The organism is Mycobacterium noviomagense (assembly GCF_010731635.1).
Taxonomy (GTDB): domain Bacteria; phylum Actinomycetota; class Actinomycetes; order Mycobacteriales; family Mycobacteriaceae; genus Mycobacterium; species Mycobacterium noviomagense.
Genome location: NZ_AP022583.1, coordinates 1,448,450 through 1,471,681, shown reverse-complemented (window position 1 = coordinate 1,471,681; position 23,232 = coordinate 1,448,450). Strand labels below are relative to the sequence as shown.

Annotated in this window: 23 protein-coding genes and 1 pseudogene; 13 read left to right on the top strand and 11 right to left on the bottom strand. The window is 67.5% G+C overall.

Annotation, left to right across the window (positions count from 1 at the left end; genetic code table 11):
• Positions 1 to 165: 165 nt before the first annotated feature.
• From egtA to egtE, 5 genes are read left to right on the top strand one after another with little or no spacing between them, the layout of a single operon-like run.
• Positions 166 to 1,437 (top strand): ergothioneine biosynthesis glutamate--cysteine ligase EgtA, encoded by a 1,272-nt coding sequence (egtA, locus tag G6N15_RS06980; RefSeq protein ID WP_083089098.1) that lies wholly within the window; start codon positions 166 to 168, stop codon positions 1,435 to 1,437.
• On the top strand, positions 1,434 to 2,720 hold the full coding sequence (egtB, locus tag G6N15_RS06975) for an ergothioneine biosynthesis protein EgtB (protein WP_083089099.1): 1,287 nt from the start codon (positions 1,434 to 1,436) through the stop codon (positions 2,718 to 2,720). Before egtA ends, egtB begins: the two co-directional genes overlap by 4 nt.
• A complete protein-coding gene (egtC, locus tag G6N15_RS06970; RefSeq protein WP_083089100.1) occupies positions 2,720 to 3,412 on the top strand; it encodes an ergothioneine biosynthesis protein EgtC in 693 nt (230 codons plus the stop codon). Before egtB ends, egtC begins: the two co-directional genes overlap by 1 nt.
• The gene (gene egtD / locus G6N15_RS06965; RefSeq protein ID WP_083089101.1) at positions 3,409 to 4,374 is read left to right on the top strand and encodes an L-histidine N(alpha)-methyltransferase; all 966 of its coding nucleotides are present in this window, start codon (positions 3,409 to 3,411) and stop codon (positions 4,372 to 4,374) included. Before egtC ends, egtD begins: the two co-directional genes overlap by 4 nt.
• Positions 4,260 to 5,498 carry an ergothioneine biosynthesis PLP-dependent enzyme EgtE gene (egtE, locus tag G6N15_RS06960; RefSeq protein ID WP_372506547.1) on the top strand — a complete coding sequence of 413 codons (1,239 nt, stop codon included), beginning with the start codon at positions 4,260 to 4,262 and terminating at the stop codon, positions 5,496 to 5,498. Before egtD ends, egtE begins: the two co-directional genes overlap by 115 nt.
• Before the next feature lie 10 nt (positions 5,499 to 5,508).
• On the opposite strand, the pseudogene G6N15_RS06955 reads toward egtE, so the two are convergent.
• The 3 genes and pseudogenes from G6N15_RS06955 to G6N15_RS06945 form a co-directional block, all read right to left on the bottom strand.
• Positions 5,509 to 6,018 (bottom strand): annotated as a pseudogene (locus tag G6N15_RS06955) (class I SAM-dependent methyltransferase); the annotation flags it as partial.
• A gap of 43 nt (positions 6,019 to 6,061) precedes the next feature.
• Complete coding sequence (locus G6N15_RS06950) at positions 6,062 to 7,552, bottom strand: glutamate--cysteine ligase (protein WP_083089103.1); 1,491 nt, start codon at positions 7,550 to 7,552, stop codon at positions 6,062 to 6,064.
• Positions 7,553 to 7,570: 18 nt separating this feature from the next.
• Positions 7,571 to 8,374: a class I SAM-dependent methyltransferase gene (locus G6N15_RS06945; RefSeq protein WP_083089133.1), complete on the bottom strand. Its 804-nt coding sequence runs from the start codon at positions 8,372 to 8,374 to the stop codon at positions 7,571 to 7,573.
• Between the two features lie 22 nt (positions 8,375 to 8,396).
• On the opposite strand from G6N15_RS06945, the gene glpK reads away from it, so the two are divergent.
• Positions 8,397 to 9,938 (top strand): glycerol kinase GlpK, encoded by a 1,542-nt coding sequence (gene glpK, locus G6N15_RS06940; protein WP_139797950.1) that lies wholly within the window; start codon positions 8,397 to 8,399, stop codon positions 9,936 to 9,938.
• 24 nt (positions 9,939 to 9,962) lie between these two features.
• On the opposite strand, the gene G6N15_RS06935 is transcribed toward glpK, so the two are convergent.
• Positions 9,963 to 10,652 carry a PadR family transcriptional regulator gene (locus tag G6N15_RS06935; protein ID WP_083089105.1) on the bottom strand — a complete coding sequence of 230 codons (690 nt, stop codon included), beginning with the start codon at positions 10,650 to 10,652 and terminating at the stop codon, positions 9,963 to 9,965.
• Positions 10,653 to 10,724: 72 nt separating this feature from the next.
• The gene (locus G6N15_RS23915; protein WP_169922534.1) at positions 10,725 to 11,060 is read right to left on the bottom strand and encodes a DUF6197 family protein; all 336 of its coding nucleotides are present in this window, start codon (positions 11,058 to 11,060) and stop codon (positions 10,725 to 10,727) included.
• A 154-nt stretch (positions 11,061 to 11,214) separates the two neighbouring features.
• Between G6N15_RS23915 and G6N15_RS06925 the strand changes: the two genes are divergently transcribed.
• A complete protein-coding gene (locus G6N15_RS06925) occupies positions 11,215 to 11,595 on the top strand; it encodes a hypothetical protein (protein ID WP_083089107.1) in 381 nt (126 codons plus the stop codon).
• 8 nt (positions 11,596 to 11,603) lie between these two features.
• Here G6N15_RS06925 and G6N15_RS06920 read toward each other — a convergent pair whose 3' ends face one another.
• Positions 11,604 to 12,413 (bottom strand): RDD family protein, encoded by an 810-nt coding sequence (locus tag G6N15_RS06920; RefSeq protein ID WP_083089108.1) that lies wholly within the window; start codon positions 12,411 to 12,413, stop codon positions 11,604 to 11,606.
• 85 nt (positions 12,414 to 12,498) lie between these two features.
• Between G6N15_RS06920 and G6N15_RS06915 the strand changes: the two genes are divergently transcribed.
• Positions 12,499 to 13,491, top strand: a complete 993-nt coding sequence (locus G6N15_RS06915; RefSeq protein ID WP_083089134.1) for a stage II sporulation protein M — start codon at positions 12,499 to 12,501, stop codon at positions 13,489 to 13,491.
• 69 nt (positions 13,492 to 13,560) lie between these two features.
• On the opposite strand, the gene G6N15_RS06910 is transcribed toward G6N15_RS06915, so the two are convergent.
• From G6N15_RS06910 to G6N15_RS06890, 5 genes are read right to left on the bottom strand one after another with little or no spacing between them, the layout of a single operon-like run.
• The gene (locus G6N15_RS06910; protein WP_083089109.1) at positions 13,561 to 14,883 is read right to left on the bottom strand and encodes a DUF58 domain-containing protein; all 1,323 of its coding nucleotides are present in this window, start codon (positions 14,881 to 14,883) and stop codon (positions 13,561 to 13,563) included.
• Positions 14,883 to 15,830, bottom strand: a complete 948-nt coding sequence (locus tag G6N15_RS06905; RefSeq protein ID WP_083089110.1) for an AAA family ATPase — start codon at positions 15,828 to 15,830, stop codon at positions 14,883 to 14,885. The genes G6N15_RS06910 and G6N15_RS06905 overlap by 1 nt, the downstream gene beginning before the upstream one ends.
• On the bottom strand, positions 15,827 to 16,966 hold the full coding sequence (locus tag G6N15_RS06900) for a DUF4350 domain-containing protein (RefSeq protein ID WP_083089111.1): 1,140 nt from the start codon (positions 16,964 to 16,966) through the stop codon (positions 15,827 to 15,829). Before G6N15_RS06900 ends, G6N15_RS06905 begins: the two co-directional genes overlap by 4 nt.
• Positions 16,963 to 17,571, bottom strand: coding sequence for a DUF4129 domain-containing protein (locus tag G6N15_RS06895; RefSeq protein ID WP_083089112.1), 609 nt, complete (start codon positions 17,569 to 17,571; stop codon positions 16,963 to 16,965). The genes G6N15_RS06900 and G6N15_RS06895 overlap by 4 nt, the downstream gene beginning before the upstream one ends.
• 13 nt (positions 17,572 to 17,584) lie before the next feature.
• Positions 17,585 to 18,982 (bottom strand): hypothetical protein, encoded by a 1,398-nt coding sequence (locus G6N15_RS06890; protein ID WP_139797951.1) that lies wholly within the window; start codon positions 18,980 to 18,982, stop codon positions 17,585 to 17,587.
• 56 nt (positions 18,983 to 19,038) lie between these two features.
• On the opposite strand from G6N15_RS06890, the gene G6N15_RS06885 reads away from it, so the two are divergent.
• From G6N15_RS06885 to G6N15_RS06865, 5 genes are read left to right on the top strand one after another with little or no spacing between them, the layout of a single operon-like run.
• On the top strand, positions 19,039 to 19,503 hold the full coding sequence (locus tag G6N15_RS06885; protein WP_083089114.1) for a GatB/YqeY domain-containing protein: 465 nt from the start codon (positions 19,039 to 19,041) through the stop codon (positions 19,501 to 19,503).
• 45 nt (positions 19,504 to 19,548) lie between these two features.
• A complete protein-coding gene (locus G6N15_RS06880; RefSeq protein ID WP_083089115.1) occupies positions 19,549 to 20,553 on the top strand; it encodes an LLM class F420-dependent oxidoreductase in 1,005 nt (334 codons plus the stop codon).
• The gene (locus G6N15_RS06875; RefSeq protein ID WP_083089116.1) at positions 20,546 to 21,466 is read left to right on the top strand and encodes an SRPBCC family protein; all 921 of its coding nucleotides are present in this window, start codon (positions 20,546 to 20,548) and stop codon (positions 21,464 to 21,466) included. The genes G6N15_RS06880 and G6N15_RS06875 overlap by 8 nt, the downstream gene beginning before the upstream one ends.
• The gene (locus G6N15_RS06870; protein ID WP_083089117.1) at positions 21,463 to 22,632 is read left to right on the top strand and encodes a zinc-dependent alcohol dehydrogenase; all 1,170 of its coding nucleotides are present in this window, start codon (positions 21,463 to 21,465) and stop codon (positions 22,630 to 22,632) included. Before G6N15_RS06875 ends, G6N15_RS06870 begins: the two co-directional genes overlap by 4 nt.
• A 10-nt stretch (positions 22,633 to 22,642) precedes the next feature.
• Positions 22,643 to 23,200, top strand: a complete 558-nt coding sequence (locus tag G6N15_RS06865; RefSeq protein WP_083089118.1) for a type 1 glutamine amidotransferase domain-containing protein — start codon at positions 22,643 to 22,645, stop codon at positions 23,198 to 23,200.
• Positions 23,201 to 23,232: the final 32 nt, after the last annotated feature.

The following is a 23,232-nucleotide window of genomic DNA, read 5'->3' as shown; positions in this document are numbered from 1 at the left end:
ACCCGCTGCGCCCGGCTGCGCCGCGCTTGCGATCGCCACTACCGACTGCCGGGAATATGTCGGTGCTGTCTGCAAGATGGACTGTGGGTGGCTATCGTCCGGGATAACCGCGCGCAACCACGCTCCGACGACGCACCGTGTTGGGGCCGGGAGGAAACGGTGGATATGGCGGTCGCGTCGCAGCTGGGTGGCACTCGGTTGGCAGAGGCCGAACTGGCCAGCTCCTCGGCCGCCGCACAATGCATCACCGACACCTGCTTATCGGACGGCCCGCTGGGGCGGGTCGGTCTGGAAATCGAGGCGCACTGCTACGACCCGGCCAATCCCCACCGCAGGCCGAGCTGGAAAGAAATCAGCGACGTCTTGGCGGAGCTTCCGGCGCTGCCCGGCGGCAGTGCGGTCAGCGTCGAACCCGGCGGTGCCGTCGAACTTTCCAGCCCGCCGCTGGACGGCGCCCTCCCGGCGATCGATGCGATAACCAGCGACCAGGACATGCTGCGGTCGGCCTTCGCCCGCGCCGGCCTGGGTCTGGTGTCGTTGGGCGCGGACCCGCTGCGCCCGGCCATGCGCGTCAACCCGGGCGCGCGCTACCGCGCCATGGAGCAGTTCTTCGCTGCCAGCCACACCGGCGCGGCGGGCGCGGCGATGATGACCTCGACGGCGTCGATCCAGGTCAACCTGGACGCGGGCCCCAAAGCCGGGTGGGCGGACCGGGTACGGCTCGCGCACGCGCTGGGGCCGACGATGATCGCGATCGCCGCCAATTCTCCGCTACTGGGCGGACAGTTCTCCGGATGGCAGTCGACCCGCCAGCGGGTGTGGGGTCAGCTGGACTCCGCGCGCTGCGGGCCGGTGTTGACGGCAAGCGCCGACGATCCCGGCACTGACTGGGCACGCTACGCGCTGAAGGCCCCGGTGATGCTGGTGCTCAACCCCGACGCAGTGCCGGTCGCACACTATGTGCCGTTCACCGACTGGGCTGATGGCCGGATGCTGCTCGGCGGACGACGCCCGACAGTCGCCGACCTCGACTACCACCTCACCACGCTGTTCCCGCCGGTGCGCCCGCGCCGATGGCTGGAGATCCGCTATCTCGACAGCGTCCCCGACGACACGTGGCCCGCCGTCGTCTTCACGCTGGTGGCGCTGCTGGACGACCCGGCTGCCGCCGATATCGCCGCCGAGGCCGTCGAACCGGTGGCGACCGCCTGGGACACCGCCGCCCGGATCGGATTGGGCGACCGCCGGCTCTACGCGGCGGCCAACCGGTGTGTGGCCGCTGCCGCGGAACGGGTACCAGCCAACCTGGGCGAGGCAATGCAGCGGCTGGTCCAGGCTGTCGAGCAGGGTCGGTGTCCGGCCGACGACTTCTCCGACCAGGTGATCGGCCACGGCATCGCGCCCACGGTCGCACGTCTGGCGCAAGGGGAGTTGTGACGGTACGGGAACAGCTGGCCAGCGACCTGGCGCGGGCGCGCGAGCGCACGCTGCGACTGGTCGATTTCGACGATGCTGAACTGTGCCGCCAGTACGACCCGCTGATGAGTCCGCTGGTGTGGGACCTGGCGCACATCGGCCAGCAAGAAGAACTGTGGCTGCTGCGCGGCGGCGATCTCGACCGCCCGGGCATCCTGCCCGCCGACGTCGAGGGCCTCTACGACGCGTTCGTGCATTCTCGGGCCAGCCGGGTGGTCCTGCCGCTGCTCTCCCCGGGGCAGGCGCGGGCGTATTGCCACACCATCCGCTCGGCTGCGCTGGACGCCCTGGATCGCTCACCCGACGAGCCCGACGCGAACTTCGTGTTCGGGATGGCGGTCAGCCACGAACACCAGCACGACGAAACCATGCTGCAGGCGCTGAACTTGCGCACCGGCCCGGCCCTGCTGAACACGGGCGCCACGCTGCCGGAAGGGCGCCCAGGCATCGCCGGAACATCGGTGCTGGTGCCCGGCGGCCCCTTCGTGCTAGGTGTGGAAGCCGCCAGCGAACCGTTCTCGCTGGACAATGAACGCCCCGCCCACGTCGTCGATATCCCGTCGTTCCGCATCGGGCGGGTCCCGGTCACCAACGGCGAATGGCGCCAGTTCATCGACGACGGCGGCTACCGCGAGCCGCGATGGTGGTCGGCGCGCGGCTGGCAGCACCGTCAGCAGGCCGGGCTGACCGCGCCGCAATTTTGGGACCCGGACGGGCAGATCCGCACCCGTTTCGGTCACGTCGAGCAGATCCCCGCCGACGAACCGGTCCAGCACGTCACCTACTTCGAGGCCGAGGCCTATGCCGCGTGGGCCGGCGCCCGGCTGCCCACCGAAATCGAATGGGAGAAGGCGTGCGCCTGGGATCCGGTGGCCAACGCGCGGCGCCGCTACCCCTGGGGAGCCGACGAGCCGTCCGCCGAGCGTGCCAACCTCGGCGGCGATGCCCTGCGCCCGGCGCCGGTCGGCGCGTACCCGGCCGGGGCGTCGGCCTACGGGGTCGAGCAGATGCTGGGCGACGTCTGGGAGTGGACCAGCTCGCCGCTGCAGCCCTGGCCGGGATTCGTGCCGATGATCTACCGGCGTTATTCGCAGCCTTTCTTCGGCGGCGACTATCGGGTGCTGCGCGGCGGATCATGGGCGGTGGAACCGGGAATCCTGCGGCCCAGCTTCCGCAATTGGGACCACCCCTACCGCCGGCAGATCTTCGCCGGTGTCCGGCTGGCTTGGGACCCCGCCGACTGATGTGCCGTCATTTGGGATGGCTGGGTCGCGACGTCGCGATCTCCACGCTGGTGCTGGATCCGCCGCACAGTCTGCGGGTGCAGTCCTATGCGCCGCGCCGCCAGAAGCACGGCATGATGAACGCCGACGGTTGGGGTGTGGGCTTTTTCGACCGCGCCACCCCGCGACGCTGGCGCAGCACAACACCGCTGTGGGGCGACGTATCGTTCGATTCGGTGGCGCCCGCGCTGCGCAGCCACTGCGTGGTCGCATCGGTGCGTTCGGCGACCATCGGCATGCCGATCGAACTCAGCGCGACCGCGCCGTTCACCGACGGCCGCTGGCTGCTGGCACACAACGGTGTCGTCGACCGCGCCGTGTTGCCGGCCACCGCGTCGGCCGAACCCATTTGCGACAGCACGCTTTTAGCGGCGCTGATCTTCTCCCGCGGCCTCGACGCCCTGGACGAGGTGATCCTGCAACTCGGGGCCGACGACCCGAACGCCCGGCTGAACATCTTGGCGGCCAACGGTTCCCGGATGCTGGCCACCACGTGGGGAGACACCCTGTCGGTGCTGCGTCGCGCCGACGGCGTGGTATTGGCCAGCGAGCCGTACGACGACGACCCGAACTGGCAGGACATTCCGGACCGCCACCTCGTCGACGTCACCCCGGACGGGGTCACGATAACCGCACTGAGAGGATCTCGATGACCCTGTCGCTGTCGAACCACCTGGCCGCGGACTCCGCGTATCACGCACTGCGACAAGATGTGCTCGACGGACTGCGCCGTTCGCCAAAGGAATTGCCGCCCAAGTGGTTCTACGACTCGGTGGGCAGCGAGCTGTTCGACCAGATCACCCGGCTGCCCGAGTACTACCCGACCCGAGCCGAGGCCGAGATTCTCTCCGCCCGCTCGGCGGAGGTCGCCTTGCTGACCGGCGCAGACACCCTGGTCGAATTGGGCAGCGGCACCTCGGAGAAGACGCGCATGCTGCTGGCCGCGCTGCGCGAGCATGGTTCCCTGCGCAGGTTCGTCCCGTTCGACGTCGACGCCAGCGTGCTGCAAGCAGCCGCCACGGGCATCCAGCACGACTATCCGGGCCTCGAGATCGCAGCTGTCTGTGGTGATTTCGAGGAGCATCTGGCGGAGATTCCCGGCGGCGGACGGCGGCTGTTCGTGTTCTTGGGGTCGACGATTGGCAACCTCACCCCCGGACCTCGCGCGCAGTTCCTGGCGTCGCTGGCCGCTGTGCTGCAGCCCGGCGACAGCCTGCTGCTGGGCACCGATCTGGTCAAGGACACCGACCGGCTGGTCCGCGCCTACGACGACGCAGCGGGAGTGACAGCGCGGTTCAACCGAAATGTGCTTGCGGTGATCAACCGCGAACTCGACGCCGATTTCGATATCGACGCCTACGCCCACGTCGCCCGCTGGAATGGGGAAGCCGAGCGCATCGAGATGTGGTTGCGCGCCGACGGGGCACAGCGGGTGCGCATCGAAGCCTTGGATCTGACAGTCGAATTCGCCGCCGACGAGGAGATGCTCACCGAGGTGTCGTGCAAGTTTCGTATCGAGGCGGTCGCCGCCGAACTGGCGGCGGCGGGCCTGCGACGGACCCGGTGGTGGACCGACGACGCCAGCGACTTCGCGTTGTCGCTGGCTGTCAAGTGACCCTGGCCGAGAGGTGGCGCGCGGCGCGGCCACCGGTAGCCGGCCTGCACCTCGACAGTGCGGCATGTTCGCGGCAGAGCTTCGCCGCTCTGGATGCCGCGGCCCGGCACGCGCGGCACGAGGCCGAGGTCGGCGGATACGTTGCGGCACAAGCGGCCACACCGGTTTTGGAGGCTGGGCGCGCCGCGGTGGCCGCGCTCGGCGGCATGTCCGACGCCGAGGTGGTGTTCACCACCGGGTCGTTGCATGCACTCGACCTGCTGCTGGGTAGCTGGCCGCCGGGCGGACGCACGCTGGCCTGCCTGCCCGGCGAGTACGGGCCGAATCTGGCGCTGATGGCTGTGCACGGCTTCGCCCGGCGCCCGCTACCCGTCGACGATGTCGGCCGGGTAGATGTCGACGAAGCTGCGGCTGGCCTGGCCGCCGACCCGCCCGAACTGGTGCACCTGACCGCGGTGGCCAGCCATCGCGGTGTGGTCCAGCTGCTGGCGGCGATAAGGCAGCTCTGCGCTGAGCTCGGGCTGCCGCTGGTGGTCGACGCCGCCCAAGCGCTCGGCCATGTCGACTGCGCCGTCGGCGCCGACGCGATGTACGCGTCGTCTCGCAAATGGATCGCGGGCCCGCGCGGGGTCGGGGCGCTGGCCGTTCGTCCGACGCTGATGCAGCGGCTGCGTCCGCGGCTGCCGCCGCCGGACTGGGTGTCGCCGCTGTCGGTGGCCCAACGGCTCGAACTCGGCGAGGCGAATATTGCTGCGCGAATCGGGTTTTCGGTGGCATTGGGTGAGCATCTGGCCTCTGATCCGCCGCAGATGCGGGCGCGTCTGGCCGACGTCGGCCGAGCCACCCGAACCGTTCTGGCCGAGGTGCCGGGGTGGAGCGTGGTCGAAGCGGTCGACGAGCCGAGCGCTATCACCACACTGGCCCCGACGGACGGGGCGGATCCGAATACGGTGCGCGCTTGGCTGATCGCCGAACGGCGCATCGTCACCACGGCCGCCGGGGTCGAGCGGGCGCCGCTGGAACTGACCGGCCCGGTGCTGCGAATTTCACCGCACGTGGACGCGACCACCGACGATTTGGCGATGTTCGCCGCGGCATTGGCCGACGCGACCGCGGCCGCGTGACAGTACAGCGCTAGCCGGCTTTGTGCGAGGTCAGCAGATAGGCCGGGAACTTCATCCGGCCCTTCTCGTCTCGCTCGTGCGGCGGCATCTCGATCTGTGCGCCAGGCACTTTCGGCACATTGGCATGGATGTGCGCCAGGCCGATCTCGTCGATCTGCCAGTACTTGCTCACCGCGGCGCGCAATTCGTCTTCGTCGACTTCGTTTGGCTTGGTTTCCATTTCGCTCGGGAAGGCGCCCTTGGCGAACACCAGCACGTAGTAGCTCGCGCCGGGAGCCGCCGCGCGGTGCACCGAGCGCAGGTAGTCGTCGCGCTTCTCGACCGGCAGTGAGTGAAACAGCGTGGAGTCGACCACTGCGTTGAAGCGGGCGTCATAGCCGGTTAACGACGTGATATCGGCTTGCACGAAGCTTGCGTTGCTCAACCCGCGTTCCTGCGCCGCCTTGGTGGCGGCCGCGACAGCGGTGGGCGTGATGTCGACGCCGACCACGGTGTAGCCCTCGGCGGCCAGCGCCAGCGATTCCGGCACGAGTTCGTCGGCGGCACAACTAAACCGGTGTGATCTAGCTGGGCACCTCCCACGTGTGCACCGGCTCGTTGCTGTGCATGTGCTGGCAGTACCGCCGCAACATCTCGGCCAGCGCGGCAGGGCGCGGCATGCCGCGCTGTTGCAGCGCCTGCACGGTGGACACCTGCCAGCCCGCGCCGTTGCGGCCGGTCTTAGCGCGGCCCTCGATGACGCCGAGGAAGCGGTCGCGGACCTCCACGGACACATTCCAGCGCCGCAGACCCTCCTCAGCCAGGGGCAGCAAGTGGCGCAAAACCAATTCGTCGGGTGCGACGTCACCCAAGCCCGGCCAGTACAGCCGAGCGTCCATCCCGTGCCGGGCGGCTTCCAGGAAGTTCGCATGAGCCGTAGCAAAACTCAGCTTGGTCCACAACGGGCGATCTTCCTCTGACAGGGTGCGCAGCATGCCGTAGTAGAACGCCGAATTCGCCAGCATGTCCACGACGGTCGGTCCGGCGGGCAACACCCGGTTTTCCACCCGCAGATGCGGACGGCCGACCCCGTTTACTTCCACGACGTCGTAGACCGGCCGATTCCACCGGTACACCGTGCCGTTGTGCAGGCGCAGCTCGGAGAGTTGGGGAGTGCGCCCGGCGGCCAACTCGGCGACCGGGTCCTCGTCGGACACTTCAGGCAGCAACGACGGGAAGTAGCGGACGTTCTCCTCGAACAGGTCGAAGATCGACGTGATCCAGCGTTCGCCGAACCACACCCGCGGCCGCACACCTTGGGCTTTGAGTTCGTCCGGGCGGGTGTCGGTGGCCTGAGCGAACAGCTCGATGCGGGTTTCGGCCCACAGTTGGTGACCGAAGAAGTACGGCGAGTTGGCGCCGAGCGCCAGTTGCGGTCCGGCCAGCACCTGGGCGGCGTTCCAGTTGTCGGCGAAGTCCTCAGGAGAGACCTGAAGGTGCAATTGCGTGCTGGTGCAAGCGGATTCCGGTGCGATCGACGGGTAGTGCAGGCTCAGCGGTTCCGGCCCGCTGATATCGATCTGGATGTCCTCGCCGCGAGCGTTGAAGATGGAGTCATTGAGCGCCGCATACCGTGTCGATTCGCTCATCCAGTCGGTGGTCAGGTGTTCGGGCATCAGCGTGGGCAGGATGCCGATCATGACGATGTGAGCGCCGCCCGCGCTGGCTTTGGTTTCGGCGGCGTTCAAGCTGGCCCGCACGTCGGTCTCCAGATCGAGGTGGGCGCGTCCGGTCAGCGGGCGGGGCGGCACGTTGAATTCGATGTTGTAGGCGCCTAATTCGGTCTGATAAGCCGGGTCGGCGATAGCAGCCAGGACGTCCTGGTTCGACATCGCCGGCTGATAGTCGCCGTCGACAAGGTTGCACTCGATCTCGATACCGGTGAGCGGCTGGTCGAACTCGAAGCTGGATTGGGAGAGCATGGTTTCGAAGACGTCCAGACACAACTGCACCTTGCGCCGATACTCCTGCCGGTGCGCGCTGGTGTAGGTGGTGCGCTTGACCTCTTCTCCCACACCGACGATGCAACCTGCTCAATGACGCTTGCGCAACTGACGCCCGCGCCATGATGCCACGACGACCTGCGGGCGTGGAACCAGCGGGCTGTTGAACGCGCCTCCGCTGCGCAGTTCGACCTCGATCGCCGGGTCGGCGTGGCGGGCCAATGCCACCAGCGCCGACGGACTGTAGGCGCGCAGCGAGCTGATGAACCCGTCGTGCGCGAACGGCACGAGCGGGACCAATGGCAGCATCGCCACCAGCCGTGCGATGTGCAATGGTGCCGGCGGCCGCGGCAGATCGATGATCAGCAGCTTGTCTGCGGCCCGGGTGCCCTCGGCGAAAACCTGGGCCGCCAATGCCGGCGGCAGATGATGAAACGACATCGCGAACACCGCGAGGTCGAAATACCCGTCGGGCGCGTCGATATGGGTGGCGTCCATCTCGCGCACGGTGGCACGCGGATGGTCGCCGAGGTCACCGGCGGCGATGGCGGCCACCGATGTGGGCTCGACGTCGGTCACGGTGACCTGGGCGGTGGGATGCAGGCTCAGCAACGCCCGTGACAGCCCGCCGTGACCCGAGCCCAGTTCGAGGATCTTGGGATCGGGTACGTCGGCGACGTCGTCCAGCGCGAGGCGCGCGAAACGCTCGTGGTGTCCGAAAAAGCGCCCGAATCGGTCCAGCGACCGGACCACGGCACGTTTCCGGTGCTCGACGTCGTCACGGTCCAGATACTCCAGCCGCCGCGTCTGTAACCGACGATCCAGCCACGATGCGTCCGGTCCGCCGCTAGGCATGCTTTCGATGTCGGTGATCTGCGTGCCCATGTAGACCATCATGGACGATGGCCCGTAGTGGGTGCCGTCACGCCGAGGAGGGCAAGTGACCGAGTTCGTTGCGTCGATCGACCAGGGCACCACCAGCACCCGCTGCATGATCTTCGACCACGACGGCACCGAGGTCGCCCGCCACCAGCTCGAGCACGAACAAATTCTGCCGCGCGCCGGCTGGGTGGAGCATAACCCGGTCGAGATCTGGGAGCGCACCGCATCCGTGCTGGTATCGGCGCTCAACACCCGCAACCTGGCACCGAAAGACCTTGCGGCACTTGGGATCAGCAATCAGCGGGAGACAACGCTGGTGTGGAACCGCCGAACCGGCCGGCCGTACTACAACGCGATCGTCTGGCAGGATACCCGCACCGACCGCATCGCCTCGGCGCTCGACCGCAGCGGGCATGGCGATGTGATCCGCCGCAAGGCGGGGTTGCCGCCGGCGACCTATTTCGCGGGCGGCAAATTGCAGTGGATTCTGGAAAACGTCGATGGCGTGCGGGAAGCGGCCGAATGTGGCGACGCGATTTTCGGCACACCCGACACCTGGGTGGTGTGGAATCTGACCGGCGGTCCGCGCGGCGGCGTGCACGTCACCGATGTCACCAACGCCAGCAGAACCATGCTGATGGATCTCGAGACGCTGGACTGGGATGACGAGCTGTTGTCATTTTTCTCGATTCCCCGGGCCATGTTGCCGGCGATCGCGCCGTCGTCGTCCGAGCAGCCGTACGGCGTTACCGCGGAAACCGGGCCTGTCGGGGGCGAAGTGCCGATCACCGGAATCCTCGGCGACCAGCATGCGGCGATGGTCGGTCAGGTGTGTCTGGCCGAAGGAGAAGCGAAAAACACCTACGGCACCGGCAATTTCCTGCTTCTTAACACCGGCGAGAAAATCGTGCGCTCGGCAAACGGACTGCTGACCACCGTGTGCTATCAATTCGGCAACGCCAAACCCGTTTACGCCCTGGAAGGTTCGATCGCGGTCACCGGTTCGGCTGTGCAGTGGCTGCGTGACCAGCTGGGCATCATCAGCGGCGCAGCCCAGAGCGAGGCGCTGGCGCGCCAGGTGAAGGACAACGGCGGTGTCTACTTCGTCCCGGCGTTTTCCGGGTTGTTCGCTCCGTACTGGCGATCCGATGCCCGTGGCGCGATCGTCGGGTTGTCGCGGTACAACACCAATGCACACCTGGCCCGCGCGACGCTGGAGGCGATCTGCTACCAAAGCCGGGACGTAGTCGACGCGATGGAGGCCGATTCCGGTGTGCACCTTGAAGTTTTGAAGGTCGACGGGGGTATCACCGCGAACGACTTGTGCATGCAGATTCAGGCCGACGTACTCGGCGTAGACGTCGTGCGACCCGTGGTCGCCGAGACCACCGCGCTGGGCGCGGCCTACGCCGCAGGCCTTGCGGTCAGGTTCTGGGCCGATCCCGACGACCTGCGGGCCAACTGGCACGAGGACAAGCGGTGGACCCCGGCGTGGAGCGACGACGAGCGCGCCGCCGGTTACGAGGGTTGGCGCAAAGCGGTGCAGCGCAGCCTGAACTGGGTTGAGGTGTCGTGATGCGGCCCATCAACGGCCGGCGCGCTACTCGCTTTCGCCGAGAATGCTGTAAATGTCGCGGCGTGCGTTGTTGACGATGTCGGCGATGCGCGCCTGTTGTTCGGCGGTCGCGATGGCCGTGGATTGCGCGACGGCAGCGGCCAATTGCGCAAAGGCAGAGTTCAGGTCGAGCTGAAACGGCTCGATGCCATCCGCGATCTGCTCCCACGGCGGGGTCTCGGCCTTGTCGGCCGCCGCGCGCCCGTCGTCGGTCAGCTCGAAAAGCTTTTTGTTGCCGTTACTTTCGGTGGCGGCGATCAGACCTTCGTCCACCAGCAGCTGCAACGTCGGGTATACCGACCCCGGGCTCGGACGCCACAGTCCGTTGCTGCGTTCGGCGATCTGCTGGATCATCTCGTAGCCGTGCATCGGCCGCTCGGCCAGCAGCAGCAGGATGGCCGTGCGGACGTCTCCGCGACGTCCTCGGCCGCGCCCGCCGCGGCGCCACACCCGCACGCCGATCCCCGGCCCGAATGTCGGGCCGAAGCCGGGGCCGAACCCGGCGGCGAAGCCGAACGGGAAGTCATGGCGGCCTGCCTGGTCACGTAGCTGCTCTTGGAACTCCTGTCGGGCCTGGCGCCTGGACTCATGAAATGCGCGCCGTTGTTCGGGGCCGAATCCGAATCCTGGCCGACCCGGGAATGGCCCCCCAGGGGTGTCGAATGGGTTGCTCATCGGTGTGGTCCTTCGCTATCGCCTCATCGTGGAGGGGGACGGCGTCGATCGCAATACCGGTCCGTTAGGGCGTTACTGCCCCTTCTCCTCCAAGCCGATCAGGGTCTTGTCGATCAGGTCAAGTATCTCTTGCATCGTGCGTCCAGGGGCATCGTTGAAGGCGGGAAGGCGGGAGCCGGGATGGGCCTCGAAGGAGCGGATAACGACGCCGCTCGGGTACATCTCGGCAATCTTGCCCTCCAGCGCTGTCAGCGCTGCCGACATGGCCGGGCAGCGTTCTGGGCTCCACACTGCTGCCGCAGCGCCTAGCAGGCATCTGCGGCCCGGTGCGTCTAGATAGCAATTCTGGGTCCAGCCGCGCGACTCTAAAACGCCGCGCATCTCTACCAGAACTTCACTCGGTTTCATCCCTTCTCCGTCGCCCGTCAATTCACGATACGTAAACGATATATCGCAATCTATCCCAGATGCAACGTGTTATCTGGGCGTGTTGGCTATCGCCCTGATCAGGTGGATGCGCCGGCGGGTTTGTATCCGGTCGCTGTTGGGTAGCAGTCGTGTGATGAACGAGCATGTTAAGACCGAGAGCACGGTCTCGGCCGACGCCACACCGCCGCCGGCCGGGGAACGTGGTGGACGTCTGAGGTTGTGGGTCAACTGGGTGTTGACACTGTTGACCGTGCCGGCCGCTGCGGCCGTGCTCTTGTTCGGGCTCGGGGCGGTGATGAGCACGGCGGGCTGTAGCGACAAGCAGTGTCCGAATCTGGGCCCAGGCGGTATCGGCTTCGGGGTGTTGTTCTACGGCGCGCCGATCGTGGCACTAGTGGCCATCGTCGCGTCGATTTTCACCGCGAAGCGCCGGTGGGGCGTCGTTGTTCCGCTCTGCGCGCTGGCGTTGTTGATCGCCGACCTCATCGTGCTTGCGGTCACGTTCCGGCAATAGTCGCGGCGTTACCGCGGCGGGCTCCACGATGGCGGCGGCCCGGGTGGCCATGGGCCTGGTCCAGCACCCGGTGGAGGACCTGGTCGTAATCGCGCCAGCTCGCGGCGATGGCGCTCGGCCAGCACCGCAGCCAGCACGAGCTGCGGCGGGGTGCCCGGCGGTGGCGGCGGCGCGATGCGGGACACCACGTCACCGGCTATCCGATAGGCCATCTGCTCACGCAACCGCGGCTCTAGCTGCGGTGCGCGCGAAAGGAATTGGCGGGCAAGCTGGGCTTGGTCCGCGCCCAGCCCGGATAGCTGTAGCGACGACGCCCACCAAGCCAGTGACGGCGGCATCGCCGGCGGCGGCCCGAGCTTCGGCCCCCGCTCGCTGACCACCACTGTGCCGGCGAAGATGTCGCCGATGCGTTTGGCCTTCGGCGACAGCATGCTGCAGATGATCGCGGGGCTGCCCAACAGCATCCAGATCTCTACCACTGATGCCAAAGCTCGAAATAGGGCCTGGCGGAACCGTTCCGGGCCGCCGTCGTCGGACACCACGCGCAGGCCCATCACGATCTTGCCCAGCGAACGACCCCGTGTTGCTGTTTCGAAGACGAGTGGATATCCGACCAGCACCAAGACGGTGAAGATCACCAGCATCGCGGCCGTCGCCGCATCGTCGAACTGTGTCTGGGTGGCCGCCCAAAGCATCAGGGCCAGCAGGTAACCGACGAACACCACCGTGATGTCGATCAGCGCACCGACCGCGCGGACTGGCAGCTGGGCGATCTGCACATCGAGCACCACAGCGTCGCCGGTCACCACCTCCGCCATAATGCGAACGCTACTCGAATTGTCGGGTGGCGACCCGCTGCACTCGGCTTCGCCGAGTTTGCGATCGCCACGTAGCCTGATCGGGGTGGACGTCGACGCTTTCGTGCTGGCGCACCGCGGCACCTGGGACCGGCTCGAGAGGTTGGTCAAGAATCGGCGCCGACTGACCGGTGCCGAAGTCGACGAACTCGTCGAGCTCTATCAACGCGTCTCCACTCACTTGTCGATGGTGCGCTCGGCCTCGTCGGATTCGGCGCTGGTCGGCCGGCTCTCGTCGCTGGTCGCGCGTGCGCGGTCGGTGGTCACCGGCGAGCATGCCCCGCTCGGCCGCGAGTTCGCCCGGTTCTGGACGGTGTCGTTCCCCGTGGTTGCCTACCGTGCCTGGCGCTGGTGGTTGGCGACGGGCGTCGCGTTCTTCGCTGTTGCGGTGGTCATTGCATATTGGGTGGCCGGTAGCCCCGAGGTGCAATCCACCATCGGAACCCCCAGTGAGATAGACGAATTGGTGAACCACGAATTCGCGTCGTATTACCGTGACCATCCAGCCGGCTCGTTCGCGCTCGAGGTCTGGACGAACAACGCCTGGATCGCCGCAAAGTGCATCGCTTTCGCTGTCCTGTTGGGCGTGCCGATCCCGTTTCTGCTGTTCCAGAACGCCGCCAACCTCGGAGTGGCGGCCGGGCTGATGTTTCCAGCCGGAAAGGGTGCCATTCTGCTGGGTTTGTTGCTGCCGCACGGGCTGCTGGAGTTGACGGCGGTGCTGCTGGCAGCCGCCGTTGGTATGCGGCTGGGGTGGTCGGTGATCTCGCCGGGGCATCGGCCGCGCGGACAGGTGCTCGCCGAGCAGGGCCGCGCTGTCGTGGCGGTGGCCGTGGGGTTGGTGTTGGTGTTGCTGGTCTCCGGCCTGATCGAAGCACTGGTCACGCCGTCGCCGTTGCCGACGTTCCTGCGCATCGGCATCGGGATCGCCGCGGAGGCAGCGTTTTTGGTTTACATTGTGCACTTCGGCCGACGAGCCGCACGCGCCGGTGAGACCGGGGACATCGCCGACGCGCCCGATGTCCTCCCGACCGGGTAAACCCGAAAGGGAAGTTATGGCACGCAAATTCGCGAAATATGTGCGTCAAGTGGCCGCTCGACGAGCCGGTCACAGCCGCCCGGTCGCTTTCATCGCCAGATAGCAATCGGCCAGTGCGGGAGCCAGTTCTTCGGGCTCCGCGTCGACGACCTCCACCCCGCCACGGCGCAGCCGGGCCGCGATCGCACGCCGGTCGTTGCGGGCTCGTTCCGCTGCGGCCGCGTCGTACACGGCTGCGGCATCGACTCGCCCACTGGCCATCTGGTCGACGCGCGGGTCGGCGACCGCTGCCAAGATCACCTGGTGCCTTCCCGACAACTGCGGCAGGACCGGCAGCAGCCCCTCGTCGAGAGCAGTCGCATTGAGGTCGGTCAACAGCACGACCAGTGCCCGGCGCCGGGCACGGCGAAGGATCGCGGCAACCATTGCAGCCCAATCGGATTCGAGCAGGGCTGGCTGCAGGGGAGTTATCGCGTCGACCAGTTGCGCGAGCACCTCTGTGCGCGACGCACCGAATACGGCGGCCCTGGTTACCCGGTCGTGGGCGAGGAAGTCGACGTGGTCGCCGGCTCGCGAGGCGAGCGCTGCTAGCAGCAGCGCGGCGTCCATCGACCAGTCCAGCCGCGGCCACCCGCTGGGCTGGCTGACGGTCGGGTCGAACCCGACGCGGCCCGCTGCAGTGCGACCGGTGTCGAGCACGATGACGACGCGCCGGTCGCGTTCGGGTCGCCACGTGCGGACCACCACGTCGGCGCGGCGGGCGGTGGCGCGCCAGTCGATCGAGCGGACGTCGTCGCCGACGACGTATTCGCGCAGCGAATCGAATTCGGTGCCCTGCCCGCGGATCAGGGTCGGCAGCATCCCGTCGATCTCGCGGAGCTTGGCCAGCCGCGACGGTAGATGCTTGCGCGACAAGAACGGTGGCAAGATGCGGACCTGACCGGGTACCTGTTGCGAGCGTTGCCGCCCCGCCAGCCCCAGCGGCCCGATCGAGCGTGCGGTGACCGCGGCCGATCGCTGCTCGCCGCGCCGCGCCGGCCGCAGCTGCGTCTGCACGCGACCGGTGTGTCCGGCCGCGAGGTCGACGGGATGGGCGTGCAGCGTGGCGCGCGCACTGGGCGCCCAGGCGTCGCGCACCTGGCCACGAAACCGTCGGCGCCCGTCGTTGCTGATCACCAACCCGGCGTCGACTGGCTCGCCGAGACGGGCCGACGCCGACCCGAATCGGTCAAACCGCAACGCGCGGGGGCTGGCCGCCCATCCGGCATCGAACGCTACCGCCACCGCCAAGGCCGTCAGCAACACGGCGAAAGATGTTGCAGGCCAGGGAGACAGCGCTACCGGCAGCACGCATATCAGCGCCACCAGTCCGGCGCGTCCGGTCAGGATCACTAGCGGGGCACCGGAACTGAGGCCAGGATTCCGTCGAGCACACCGTCGGGTGTGGCGCCTTCGAGCTCCGCTTCTGGGCGTAGCGACACCCGGTGGCGCAGCGTCGGTCGCGCCATGGCCTTCACATCGTCGGGGGTCACGTAGTTGCGGCCCGATAGCCAGGACCACGCCCGCGCGGTGCCCAGCAGCGCCGTCGCACCGCGGGGCGAAACGCCCAGTCGCAGCGCGGGGGAGCTCCGGGTTGCCGCGACGATGTCGACGATGTAGCCGAGCACCTCGTCGGCAACCCGCACTTGACGGACCGCGTCGCGCCCGGCCGCCAGCTGGTCGGGCCGCGCCACCGGCGTGATCGCGGAGAGGTCGCGCGGATCGAACCCGTGGGCATGCCGGCCCAGGATCGCGATTTCGGCGTCGCGCGGCGGCACCGGCACATTGAGCTTGAGCAGGAAGCGGTCGAGTTGAGCTTCCGGCAGCTGGTAGGTGCCCTCGTATTCGATCGGGTTTTGGGTCGCGGCGACGATGAAGGGGTCAGGCAGTGACTTCGGTTCGCCGTCCACGCTGACCTGACGTTCTTCCATGGCCTCCAGCAGGGCGGCCTGCGTCTTGGGGGGAGTGCGGTTGATCTCGTCGGCCAACATGAGGTTGGTGAACACCGGGCCGGCACGAAACACGAACGCGGCGGTGCGTGCGTCGTAGATCAGCGAGCCGGTGACGTCGCCGGGCATCAGATCCGGTGTGAACTGCACGCGTTTGAACTCCAACTGCAACGCCGCGGCCAGCGCACGTACCAGCAGCGTTTTCGCCACGCCCGGAACACCTTCGAGCAGCACGTGACCGCGGCACAGCAACGCGATCACCAGGCCGCTGACCACCGCGTCCTGCCCGACAACTGCCTTGGCGATCTCGGTGCGCACCGCCAGCAGGGCCTGCCGTGCCTGTTCAGTCATCGCTGTGCGACCTGCCTTTCGATGTCGTCAAGCGCCTGGGCCAGATGTACCAGGTCGGAGTCGGTGACCGGTGGGGGACCGAACAGTATGTGCCCCACAAACTCTGGGCTGGCCGCACTGCGCTGGGCGACGGCCGTCACGACAGCAGCCGCCGGCGCGTTGACGGCGAGTCCGATGCGGGGCAGCAGCCGCTGCAACGTCGCTGTGCGCAGCGCCTCGGCGGCGCGATCCCGCGCCCGCCGGGACCGATACAGCCGGCCACGACCCTCGACCGTCTCGGAAGCCCGAACCACGACCGGCAAGTCCTCCGCGACCACCGGGCCAAGTCGTCGGCCTTGCCACACTGCGAGCAGTACCACCACCACCGCGAGCTGCAATACGATCCAGTCGACTTTGCCCGGGATCGCGTCGAAGATCGTTGCCGACGACGACCTTTCGCCTTCGATGTGCTGAGGTGCGTACCAGATGAGGCGGGGTCGCTGGCCGGCGAGGTTCATCGCCAACGCGGCATTGCCGGCCCGCAACAGGTCGCCGTTGGTCATGAAGCCGGCATTGCCGACGACCGTGACTGTGCGAGCGCCGTCCCGGTAGCGCACCAGCACGCCGTCGTAGCAGCTGGTCAACGGTTGGTCGGCAGTGTAGGTGTTGGTCGGGCCGAACTGCACCGTGCCGGCTCGATTAGCCTCGCGCAGAGCGCAATCGGGCTCGTGGTCGAACGTGCTGGCGCCGCCGATGCGAAGGCCGGGGGTCAACGCGGCACGGGCGCGCGAGGTGGGCTCGACCAGCAGCCGATCGCCCGGGACTTGTGCCAACCGGTCCAGCAGCGCGTCGTCGACCAGGTGTTGCGTTTGCGCGAACAACAGCAGCGTGTCGGGCCGTGCGGCGCGTTCGACGTCGGCGACGCTGCCGGCAACGACGACTTCGACGCCGTGCTCACGCAACAACGCCACCAGCGCGTGCGCACCGTGGCGGCCAGTGGATGCCGGGTCCATCACGCCACCGGGCCGCGGGGCGGTCAGGTACGTGCCGAGGGCGGCGATTGCGGCGAGGGCCACCAGCGTCAGTGCAACCCAAAGCCACGTCCGCGCTCGCGGCGGCCCGGCAAGCGGACGGGTCCGCGGCTCGTCGACGGTCACCGGACCTGGGCCCGGGAACCCGACCGCAGCTGCTCATCGAGGTCGGCGATCATTCGGTAGGCGGCCGGCGTACCGGGGCGCCCACCGTAGGTGACGTCGTTGAAAGCATTTGCGGCCTGCGACATCTCCGATGCGAGATGCGGCAGGCGAACACCGGCGTCATGTGCCAATTCGTTTGCCGTGCGGCCTGGCATCGGACTGATCACACCGCTGTCCTGCAGGCTGCGTGCCACCGCACGCAGCCGGTGTCTGATCGCAGCGGCCCAATCACCTTGAGCGGCAAACTCTTCCGCAGTTGCACGATGCTGGGCAGCGCTGAGCTGGCCGCCGTCGAACACCGGGTGATCGCCGCCGCGGCTGGTGCGCAAGGTGCGTCGGGCAATGTGGATGGTGACGCCCACCCCGACAGCCACCAAGATCAGCAGCACCGAGACGGTGAACCACCCACCGGGCATCGATGCGCCCGCATGCAGCACGCGGTACACCAGATCGTCGAGCCAGTCGTGAAGCCGTTGGATCGGCGACTCTTTGGGATAGATCGCCTTGGCCAATTCGCGTTGGGCAGCTTGGTGTGCGGCATCGCGGTCGATGTCGATGGCGGGCATCCTCAGCCACTCCTCACAGCGGCCGGATGAGCCATAGGCCGTCGGTGGATGCTGTTGCGAAAGGCCCGGCGGCGGCGCCGCTTTGCAATACGAGATCGAACGCCTCGGCGCGAATCCGGCGGTCGGTGTACAACAAAACGAGGACTCCGGCGCTGAACGGGGTAGTGACGATCTGGCCGATCGCTGCGCCGATGGTAGCCACCGTGGCACCGATCAGGGCCGGACCGGTGGAATGCGTCGACGCCATCAACTGCCCAAAGAACGTGAACGGCGCCGCGATCGCGTCAGCGATCACGAGCACCACGACGGCGGTCAGAGCCCGAATACCCAGCACCCGCCAGAAGCTGTTGCGCACCAGCGCAAAGGATCTGCCGATCGCCCGCATCACGGTGAGCCTTTCCAGCACAATCAGCACCGGGGAGAACGACAACATGGTGTAGAGAAAGACCAGGGTCGCGATCAGCGCGAGTACCAGCGGGATACCGAAGATGATCGCGGCTGCGCCGTTGCCGATCGAGCCGACCACAGCCAGGACCACTATCACCAAGCCGACGAGCACAACCACCCCAGCGGCCTCCAACGCCGCCAACCCGATCAACGCCAGCAGCCGCCCGCGAACCTTGTCCCACGCCTCGCCGATGGTGATGGTCGATCCGAATACCGCGCGGCCGACGATTACGGTGAGGATCCCGCTGAGCAGAATGCTGCCCAGCCAGGTGACCAGGCTGCTGACCGCGATCGACAGTGTCCACGCGGCGGTTTCGCCCGATGTCGCTTCGGCGGCAGGGCCGCCGCCCGCCTGGCTGGCAGCCGTCAGCGGTCCGGCTTTGGCGATCAGTGCGACGAGCTGCATGACCACGACGACGACCGCGGTCAGTCCGAGGGTGGTCTTCGGATTGGCCCGGATGTAGCCGACGGCGCCGTTGAAGATCTCGCTCAGGCTCAACGGTCGAAGCGGGATGATCCCGGGCTTGAGTGCCCCCGGCGGCAGTGGTGGCATTCCGCCGTAGGGCGGCGCCATGCCGTAGCCAGGCGTCATGCCGTAGCCAGGCGTCATGCCGTACCCAGGCGTCATGCCGTAGCCAGGTGGCGGGCCGTACCCAGGTGGGGGACCGTAGCCCGGTGGCGGGCCGTACGGCGGACCGTAGCCGGGCGGGCCCGGCGGTGGCGGGCCGCCGTAGCCCGGGGGCGGCGGCCAGTAAGCCTGCGGGCCAGGGCCGTAACCCGGCGGTGGACCGTAGCCCAGCGGCGGGTACCCCGGCGCGGCATACCCGGGGCTGCCGTAACCGGGTGGCGGGTAATCGGGCGCGGGATAGTCCGGGTACTCGGGCGGCGGCGTGCTCACCTGGTGGCGCCGCCGTCGTCGTCGATCATGGTTCCCATCCTGTCGGCCAGCAGTGCAATTCTCAATCTTCTCAAGTGTCTCGCCGGTACCCGAAGTGGCTGCGGCGCGTAGCGTCTTGGTTCATGGCGGAACTGAAGTCGCGATTGCGCGCGGACCTCACCGACGCAATGAAGACCCAGGACAAGTTGCGCACTGCGACCCTGCGGATGCTGCTGGCCGCGATCCAGACCGAAGAAGTCTCCGGCAAGCAATCGCGGGAGCTCTCCGACGACGAGGTGATCAAGGTGCTGGCCAGGGAGTCGCGCAAGCGCGGCGAAGCCGCCGAGATCTACACCCAGAACGGCCGCGGCGAACTCGCGGCGAACGAGCACGCAGAAGCGCGGATCATCGACGAGTACCTGCCGACGCCGCTCACCGAGGGCGAGCTGGCCGACGTCGTCGACACCGCGATCGCCCAGGTGGCCGAGCAACTCGGCGAGCGGCCCGGCATCAAGCAGATGGGCTTGGTGATGAAAGCGGCGACCGCGATCGCCGCGGGCAAGGCCGACGGCGCCCGGCTGGCCGCCGCGGCCAAAGAGCGGCTCTAGAGCCACAGCCGTTTGCGTCCGTCGCACCGGGGTACCCGTGTGCGTATGACCCGATTTGGCTACACGTTGATGACGGAGCAGAGCGGCCCGAAAGACCTTGTGCAGTACGCGATCTCGGCCGAAGAGCGGGGTTTCGACTTCGAGGTCTGCAGTGACCACTACTCGCCGTGGCTGGCGTCGCAAGGACACGCACCTAACGCCTGGACGGTGTTGGGTGCGGTCGCACACGCCACCGAACGAGTCGACCTCTACACGTATGTCACCTGCCCCACGATCCGGTATCACCCCGCGATCGTCGCCCAGCAGGCGGCAACCCTGCAGATCCTCGCCGACGGGCGGTTCACCCTCGGCCTGGGCAGCGGCGAGAACCTCAACGAGCACGTCGTCGGCAAGGGCTGGCCGACGGTTGTGCGCCGCCAGGAGATGCTGCTGGAAGCCATCCAGATCATTCGCGCCCTGCTCAGCGGCGTGATGGTCAACTGGCGCGGCGACTACTACCAAGTGGATTCGGCGCGACTGTGGGATCTGCCCGAGGTGCCGGTCGGCATCGGGGTGGCGATGGGCGGCAAGAAGGCCATCGAGAAACTCGCCACCCACGCCGAGCATCTGATCGCGGTGGAGCCCAACGGTGAACTCGTCGACGAGTGGCATGCTGCGCGGCAGTCCACAGGTCTGGCCGGCGGCGGTCGCGTGGTCGGCCAGATACCGGTGTGCTGGGATCCCGACCGCGACGCCGCGGTGCAGCGCGCCCACGACCAGTTCCGCTGGTTCGGCGGCGGCTGGAACGTCAACGCCGACCTGCCGACGACGGCAGGTTTCGCCGGCGCGACGCAGTTCGTGCGACCCGAGGACGTCGCTGAGAGCATCCCGTGCGGGCCCGATCTCGACACCATCGTCGACGCGGTCCGGCCCTACTGGGAAGCCGGGTTCACCGACGTCGCCCTGGTCCAGATCGGCGGCGAATCCCAGGACCTCTTCCTCAAGGAAGCCGCCGAACCGTTGCTGCAAGCACTGCGCGCTGCCTCCGGCAAGGGTGGTGGCAATGAGTGACGAGCCGTCGGCCCTGGTCAAGGGCCTGGGCGGGGCCAGCTTGGTTCTTGGCGTCACCGAGGTCATGTTGCCGGGCAAGGTCGCTGCGCTCGCGGGGGTGCAGGACAGCGGCCCGGTCCGGCCGGTGATCCGGCTGCTGGGTGTGCGCGAGTGCGGCCACGCTGCCGCGCTGCTGTTCGGGCCCAGCAAGCTGGTGTGGACGAGGGTGGCCGGCGACGCCTTGGACCTGGCACTGCTGGTCGCCGGGCTGGCGACCCGCGCTCGAGGACGGCGCGGGCGCGGCATACTTACGGCCGTTGCCTTGGCCGGGATAGGCGGCGCCGATCTCTACGCCGCGCTGCGCACCACCGGCAATGGCAGCTCCGGTCGGCATGGCAACGCGCCGCGTCATCGGATCCTGCGTGCCGCTGTCACTGTGTGGCGTTCTCCGGAGGAGGTCTATCGGTTCTGGCGGGACCTGGAGAACCTGCCCACGTTCATGTACCACCTCAAGTCGGTCACCGTGGACGCCGACGATCGCTCGCATTGGGTCGCCAACGCGCCGATCGGCCAGTCCGTCCAGTGGGATGCGCAGATCACCGAGGACGAGCCGAACAAACGCATCGTCTGGCAGTCGCTGCCGGGTGCGTTGGTCGAGAACGGCGGCAGCGTCGAATTCGCGCCGACCCCGGACGGCTCGGGCACCGAGGTCCGGGTCACCATGAGCTATCACATCCCGGGCGGCGTGCTGGGCAAGGCGGCCGCAACAGTGTTCGGCGAGTCGCCTGAGCAGCAAGTCAACGACGATCTGCGCCGATTCAAACAGCTGCTGGAGACCGGTCAGGTCATGCGTTCGGACGGTTCCCCGGAAGGGGCCGTCGCCGCCAGACAGATGCACCAGCGGACCGCACAGCCGCACGGAGGCGACCGATGAAGGCCACGATCTGGGCTGGACGCAACAACGTTGAGGTGCACACAGTCCCCGATCCGAAGATCCTCAACGACCGCGACGCGATCGTGCGGATCACCTCGACCGCGATCTGCGGATCGGACCTGCACATCTACGACGGCTACATCCCCACGGTCAAGCGCGGCGACGTGCTGGGCCACGAGTTCATGGGCGAGGTCGTCGAGGTGGGCAAGGCGGTGCCTAACCTGGCCGTCGGCGACCGGGTCGTGGTGCCGTTCCCGATCGCGTGCGGGGCCTGCGCGGCCTGCGAACGCGAGCTGTATTCGTTGTGCGAGAACTCCAACCCCAACGCGGGCATCGTCGAGAAGCTGATGGGTCATTCGCCGGCTGGGCTGTTCGGTTACTCGCACATGTTGGGTGGGTTCGCCGGCGGCCAAGCCGAATTCGCGCGCGTGCCGTTCGCCGACGTCGGGCCGCTGAAGATCGAGGACGACCTCACCGACGAGCAGGTGCTGTTCCTCTCCGACATCCTGCCCACCGGCTACATGGGCGCCGAGATGTGCAACATCCGCCCGGGCGACGTCGTCGCCGTCTGGGGAGTGGGTCCGGTCGGCCTGTTTTCGGTCGTGAGCGCCTATCTCCTCGGCGCGTCGAAAGTCATCGCGATCGACCGCGTGGCCTACCGGCTGGCGCTGGCGGAGCAACAAGGCGCTGTGCCGATCAACTTCGCCGAAACCTCGGTGCTCGAGGCGCTGGCCGACATCACTGCGGGGCGCGGGCCCGACCACTGCATCGACGCGGCCGGAATGGAGGCCCGCAACAGCTCGACCGTCGTGGACGCCTATGACCGGGTCAAGCAAGCGGCGCGGCTGGAAACCGAACGGCCACATGCATTGCGGGAAGCGATCATGAGCTGCCGCAACGGCGGCACGATTTCGATTGTCGGGGTGTACGGCGGGCTGATGGACAAATTCCCGATCGGCGCGGTGATGAACCGGTCACTGATCATCAAAACCGGCCAATGCCATGTGCAGCACTACATGCGGCCGCTGCTGGACCGGATCCGCAACGGCGACATCGACCCGACGTTCGTCATCAGCCACCACTTGAGTCTTGATGACGCACCGCACGGATACGAGATCTTCAAGCACAAACAGGACAACTGCACCAAGGTCATCCTCAAACCCTAAGGAGTACAACATGTCCCATCAGTTGCAGGGTAAGCGAATTGCGTTTCTGGCCGCGGACGGCGTGGAGAAAGTTGAATACGAGCAACCGCGTGCAGCGCTGGAAGAGGCGGGTGCACAAACCGAGCTTTTGTCGCTGAAAACCGGTGAAATCGAAGCTCGCAACCACGATTTGGAGCCGGCGGGAACGTTTCCCGTCGACCGCGCGGTATCCGATGTGTCGGTCGACGAGTTCGACGCGCTGGTGCTGCCCGGCGGCACAGTGAATCCCGACAAGCTGCGCATGGACGATACGGCTGTTGCGTTCGTGCGCGACTTCGTCGGCTCGGGGAAGCCGGTCGCCGCGATCTGCCACGGACCGTGGACGCTTGTGGAAGCCGGTGTGGCGGCAGGACGCACGCTGACGTCGTATCAGAGCATCCGAACCGATCTGCGCAACGCCGGCGCCAATGTTGTCGACGAAGAAGTGGTCGTCGACGGCAATATCATCACCAGCCGCTCACCGCGTGATCTGGAGGCGTTCTGCTCGACGATTGTCGACAAATTCGCGCACGCGCCGACCGGCGCGTAATCGCTGGCGGTCGGTTTTAACGCCGCGTTTTG

Bases quoted from the DNA above. Each gene is read 5' to 3' on its own strand.
- egtA (WP_083089098.1), top strand. From the start codon at position 166: ATGGCGGTCGCGTCGCAGCTGGGTGGCACTCGGTTGGCAGAGGCCGAA.
- egtC (WP_083089100.1), top strand. From the start codon at position 2,720: ATGTGCCGTCATTTGGGATGGCTGGGTCGCGACGTCGCGATCTCCACG.
- egtD (WP_083089101.1), top strand. From the start codon at position 3,409: ATGACCCTGTCGCTGTCGAACCACCTGGCCGCGGACTCCGCGTATCAC.
- G6N15_RS06945 (WP_083089133.1), bottom strand. From the start codon at position 8,374: ATGGTCTACATGGGCACGCAGATCACCGACATCGAAAGCATGCCTAGC.
- G6N15_RS06935 (WP_083089105.1), bottom strand. From the start codon at position 10,652: ATGAGCAACCCATTCGACACCCCTGGGGGGCCATTCCCGGGTCGGCCA.
- G6N15_RS23915 (WP_169922534.1), bottom strand. From the start codon at position 11,060: ATGAAACCGAGTGAAGTTCTGGTAGAGATGCGCGGCGTTTTAGAGTCG.
- G6N15_RS06925 (WP_083089107.1), top strand. From the start codon at position 11,215: ATGAACGAGCATGTTAAGACCGAGAGCACGGTCTCGGCCGACGCCACA.
- G6N15_RS06920 (WP_083089108.1), bottom strand. From the start codon at position 12,413: ATGGCGGAGGTGGTGACCGGCGACGCTGTGGTGCTCGATGTGCAGATC.
- G6N15_RS06905 (WP_083089110.1), bottom strand. From the start codon at position 15,830: ATGACTGAACAGGCACGGCAGGCCCTGCTGGCGGTGCGCACCGAGATC.
- G6N15_RS06895 (WP_083089112.1), bottom strand. From the start codon at position 17,571: ATGCCCGCCATCGACATCGACCGCGATGCCGCACACCAAGCTGCCCAA.
- G6N15_RS06885 (WP_083089114.1), top strand. From the start codon at position 19,039: ATGGCGGAACTGAAGTCGCGATTGCGCGCGGACCTCACCGACGCAATG.
- G6N15_RS06880 (WP_083089115.1), top strand. From the start codon at position 19,549: ATGACCCGATTTGGCTACACGTTGATGACGGAGCAGAGCGGCCCGAAA.
- G6N15_RS06875 (WP_083089116.1), top strand. From the start codon at position 20,546: ATGAGTGACGAGCCGTCGGCCCTGGTCAAGGGCCTGGGCGGGGCCAGC.
- G6N15_RS06870 (WP_083089117.1), top strand. From the start codon at position 21,463: ATGAAGGCCACGATCTGGGCTGGACGCAACAACGTTGAGGTGCACACA.
- G6N15_RS06865 (WP_083089118.1), top strand. From the start codon at position 22,643: ATGTCCCATCAGTTGCAGGGTAAGCGAATTGCGTTTCTGGCCGCGGAC.